At 62.5% G+C, this 4,392-nt stretch carries 3 protein-coding genes; 1 reads left to right on the forward strand and 2 read right to left on the reverse strand.

Annotation, left to right across the window (positions count from 1 at the left end; genetic code table 11):
* The first annotated feature begins 104 nt into the window (after positions 1-104).
* A complete protein-coding gene (locus APY03_RS35965) occupies positions 105-1,643 on the forward strand; it encodes an IS3 family transposase (protein WP_068685009.1) in 1,539 nt (512 codons plus the stop codon).
* A gap of 281 nt (positions 1,644-1,924) precedes the next feature.
* On the opposite strand, the gene istB is transcribed toward APY03_RS35965, so the two are convergent.
* Positions 1,925-2,731 (reverse strand): IS21-like element helper ATPase IstB, encoded by an 807-nt coding sequence (istB, locus tag APY03_RS35970; protein ID WP_031652704.1) that lies wholly within the window; start codon positions 2,729-2,731, stop codon positions 1,925-1,927.
* Positions 2,721-4,286, reverse strand: coding sequence for an IS21-like element ISPpn1 family transposase (gene istA / locus APY03_RS35975; RefSeq protein ID WP_063599743.1), 1,566 nt, complete (start codon positions 4,284-4,286; stop codon positions 2,721-2,723). The genes istB and istA overlap by 11 nt, the downstream gene beginning before the upstream one ends.
* Positions 4,287-4,392: the final 106 nt, after the last annotated feature.

Here is a 4,392-nt window from a genome sequence, read left to right on the forward strand (position 1 = left end):
CTGATTTGCCCCGTGGTCCAGCCACAGGGGTTCACTCCAGGCGCCGGCCGAAATTTGACCCGTTGGGGGTGCGGCGGAAAACTTGGACTACCTGAAAGTAGTTCATGTATTCATATGAAGACCGCATCCGAGCGGTCACGCTCTACATCAAGCTGGGCAAGCGCACCGGGGCGACTATCCGCCAGTTGGGCTACCCGACGAAGAACTCTTTGAAGAGCTGGCATGAGGAGTACGAGCGGCGCCTGGACCTGTCGTCCGGCTACGTGCGCTCAAAGCCGAAGTATTCTCAAACTCAGAAGGAGCAGGCTGTCAAACACTACGCCGAGCACGGGCGCTGCATCGCCTCCACGGTCAAGGCGTTGGGCTATCCGTGCCGCGATTTGCTGCGTGCCTGGATTGATGAACTGGACCCCAACTCCCGGCAGCGCGTTGTCGGCAGGGCCGTCAGTGCACCTCGGCCGCCGCAACTGAAGAAGCTGGCGGTCCTCGAACTGTGCACTCGTGAGGGAAGTGCGCAGGTGGTTGCTCAGAAGCTTGGTGTGAGCAGGCCGACGTTGTACAACTGGAAGAACCAGCTTCTGGGACGTGAGGCACCCGCATCCATGAAACACACCAATCAGTCCCCACGGGCTCAAGAGCGCGACGAGCTCGAGCGCGAGGTTGATGCGTTGCGCCGCGAAGTCAGGCAACTGCGCCTTGAGCAGGACCTCTTGAACAAGGCCAATGAACTGTTAAAAAAAGGCCTGGGCGTCGATCTGCAGCTCCTGTCCAACCGGGAGAAGACACTGCTGATTGACGCCCTCAAGGAGCACTATGACTTGCCAGAGCTCCTTGGACAGTTGGGTCTTGCACGTAGCTCGTACTTCTACCATCGGGCCCGCGCAGCGGTGGGTGACAAGTACCTCCAAGTGCGTCAGTCCATCACCGAGATCTTCGAGTCGAACCACCGTTGCTACGGCTACCGCAGGCTACAGGCCTCGCTGACCAGGCAGCAGGTCAACATCTCGGAGAAGGTGGTGCAGCGGCTGATGAAGCAGGAGCGCCTGGTTGTTCCAATGCACAAGAAGCGCAGATACGCCTCGTACCTGGGGGAGATCAGTCCAGCACCAGAGAACATCATCAACCGCGACTTCCAGGCTGCGGCACCCAATGAGAAGTGGCTCACGGACATCACAGAGTTCCAGATCCCCGCCGGCAAGGTTTACCTGTCGCCGATCATCGATTGCTTCGACGGCATGGTGGTGAGCTGGACCATTGGCACGAGCCCCGACGCTGAGCTGGTCAATACCATGCTGGATGCAGCCATCGAGACGGTGACGGACACCGCTGACCGGCCTGTGGTCCACTCCGACCGCGGCGGCCACTATCGCTGGCCAGGCTGGCTATCAAGAATGAGCGATGCCAACCTCATCCGCTCGATGTCCCGCAAGGCCTGTTCTCCGGACAATGCGGCTTGCGAAGGCTTCTTCGGTCGCCTCAAAAACGAACTGTTCTATCCTCGGGACTGGAAGGGCACGACCATCGAGCAGTTCATTGAAGTGGTCGACTCGTACATCCGCTGGTACAACGAGAAGCGGATCAAGATCTCCCTTGGCTCTCTCAGCCCCATCGAATACCGGGTGAGCCTTGGACTTGCGGCATAAAACCAGTCCAAGTTTTTATCCGCACCCCCGCCGGGTCAGGATTGCATGGAACTCAACACTAAGTGCACCATCTTCCCAAAGGCCTACACGACATCGGGACCGAAGTTGTTCCCGCACCGCGCCTGCTCGCTGAAGTACGCCCATTCGCCCCCCCACCACCAAGGCTCCACTTCAATAGCACCGATTTTCGTACTCGAAAATGATAGCCTGTTGAGTTCCATGCAATCCTGACCCGGCATTTCCATCCAATATTGACCCACCCTCTTTGCGAGCCTGGTGGCTCACGGTGTGGATAAGTTCTTGGTCTTCTCCTTCTTTCTGGGTTGGTCTGCCTGAACGGGTTGAGCCGAGCTGTGCTTGAAGCGGAAGCTGTCGTTGCCGGTCTCCAGGATATGGCAGTGATGCGTGAGCCGGTCCAGCAGCGCCGTCGTCATCTTCGCATCGCCGAACACGCTGGCCCACTCGCTGAAGCTCAGGTTCGTCGTGATCACCACGCTCGTGCGCTCGTAGAGCTTCGAGAGCAGATGGAACAACAACGCCCCGCCCGAGGCGCTGAACGGCAGGTAGCCGAGCTCGTCGAGGATCACCATGTCCGCGTACATCAGCCGATGCGCGATGTGGCCCGGGTTGCCGCTGGCCTTCTCCTGCTCGAGCGCGTTGACCAGTTCGACCGTGGAGAAGAACCTCACACGCCGGTGGTGATGCTCGATGGCCTGCACACCCAGCGCCGTGGCGATGTGGGTCTTGCCCGTGCCCGGGCCACCGACGAGCACCACGTTCTGGGCGTCCTCCATGAACTCGCATCGATGCAACTGCCGCACCAAGGCTTCATTGACCTCGCTGTGCTGGAAGTCGAAGCCTGTGAGGTCGCGGTAGGCCGGGAAGCGTGCCAGCTTCAACTGGTAGGCCACCGAGCGCACCTCGCGTTCGGCCGTCTCGGCCTTGAGCAACTGCGAGAGCATCGGCTGCGCGGCCTCGAACGCCGGCGAGCCCTGCTCGGCGAGTTCGGCCACGGCGTGCGCCATGCCGTGCATCTTGAGTTCACGCAGCATGATGACGATGGCTGCACTGGCGGGGTCATGGCGCATGGCGCACCTCCTGGATGATGATCGGATCGGCTGCAGTCACGCGTCCTCTGAGGGAGTCATAGCGCAGCACATTGGCCTGGGGTTCGTTTGCAAGGCGCAACGCCTGAGGCGCCGTCACCGGCGCTGGCGCCACCGGCTTGCCGTCGAGCAGCCGATGCAGGACGTTCAGCACATGCGTCTTGCTCGCGACGCCCGCTTCCAGTGACAGCTCGACCGCGGTCAGCACGGCCTGCTCGTCGTGGTGCAAGACGAGCGCGAGGATCTCCACCATCTCCCGGTCGCCACCGGGCTGCTTGAGCAGGACGGTCTGCAACCGTCTGAAGCCCTGCGGCAGCTCACTGAAGGGCGCGCCGTTCCTCAACGCCCCCGGCTTGCGTTGCAGCACCGCCAGGTAGTGACGCCAGTCGTAGACGGTCTGGCCGGCCGTATCGTGGCGACGGTCGATGATCCGCGTGTGCTCGCACAGGAGCTGCCCCTCGGCCGCCACGACCAGGCGGTCTGCGTAGACCCGCAGGCTCACCGGGCGGTTCGCATAGGACGCGGGCACGCTGTAGCGGTTGCGCTCGAAGTGCACCAGGCAGGTGGGTGAGACGCGCTTGGTGTGCTCGACGAAGCCGTCGAAGGGACGAGGCACGGGCATCAGCAGCGGCCGCTCCTGGGCCCACACGTCGGCCAGAGTGCCGGGCAGCTTGCCGTGAGTGATCTCGCCCCACAGCGCCTTGCAGCGTTGCTCGAGCCAGTCGTTGAGCATCGGCAGCGTCGCGAACGCCGGGACGGGCTGCCACAGCCGGTGACGCGCATCGCGCACATTCTTCTCCACCTGACCCTTCTCCCAGCCCGAAGCCGGGTTGCAGAACTCGGCCTCGAACAGGTAGTGGCTGACCATGGCGCTGAAGCGCGCGTTGACGTCGCGCTCCTTGCCGCGGCGCACGCGATCCACGGCCGTCTTCATGTTGTCGTAGATGCCTCGTCGCGGCACGCCGCCCAACACTTCGAAGGCGCGGTTGTGCGCGTCGAACAGCATCTCGTGGGTCTGCAGTGGGTATGCCCGCACCAGGAAGGCCCGGCTGTGGCTGAGCTTGAAGTGCGCGACCTGCAGCTTGGTGCGCTCCCCGCCGATGACGGCCCAGTCCTCGCTCCAGTCGAACTGGAACGCCTCGCCCGGGCCGAAGGCCAGCGGCACGAATGTGCCTCGACCGGTGGTCTGCTCCACCTCGTGGCGATGCGCGTGCCATGCCCGCGCGAAGGCGGCCACGCGGTTGTAGGAGCCCTGGTAGCCGAGCGCGGCCAAGTCTGCATGCATCTGTTTGAGGGTGCGCCGCTGCTTGCGCGATCTCGATGCCTCGCTCTTGAGCCAGGCGCCAAGCTTCTCTGCATACGCATCGAGCTTGCTCGGGCTGACCCGCTTCGCGTAGCTGGGCGCCGCCTCACCCTCGCGAAGGTACTTGCGGATGGTGTTGCGAGACAGGCCCGTGCGTCGGGCTATCTCCCGGATGGACAGTTGCTCACGCAATGCCCAACGTCTGATGACACTCAGTGTCGCCACGTCAATCACTCCTGTGCTCCTGCCGCTAAAAGCAGCAGGTTAGGGTTCTTACGTGGGTCAGATTTAGATGGAAATCTGGAGTGAACCCCTGTGGCTGGACCACGGGGCAAATCAG

Source organism: Variovorax sp. WDL1 (assembly GCF_001541225.1).
Classification (GTDB): Bacteria; Pseudomonadota; Gammaproteobacteria; order Burkholderiales; family Burkholderiaceae_C; genus Variovorax.

Coding starts and splice junctions, on each gene's coding strand:
- APY03_RS35965 (WP_068685009.1), top strand. CDS start 105: ATGTATTCATATGAAGACCGCATCCGAGCGGTCACGCTCTACATCAAG.
- istB (WP_031652704.1), bottom strand. CDS start 2,731: ATGCGCCATGACCCCGCCAGTGCAGCCATCGTCATCATGCTGCGTGAA.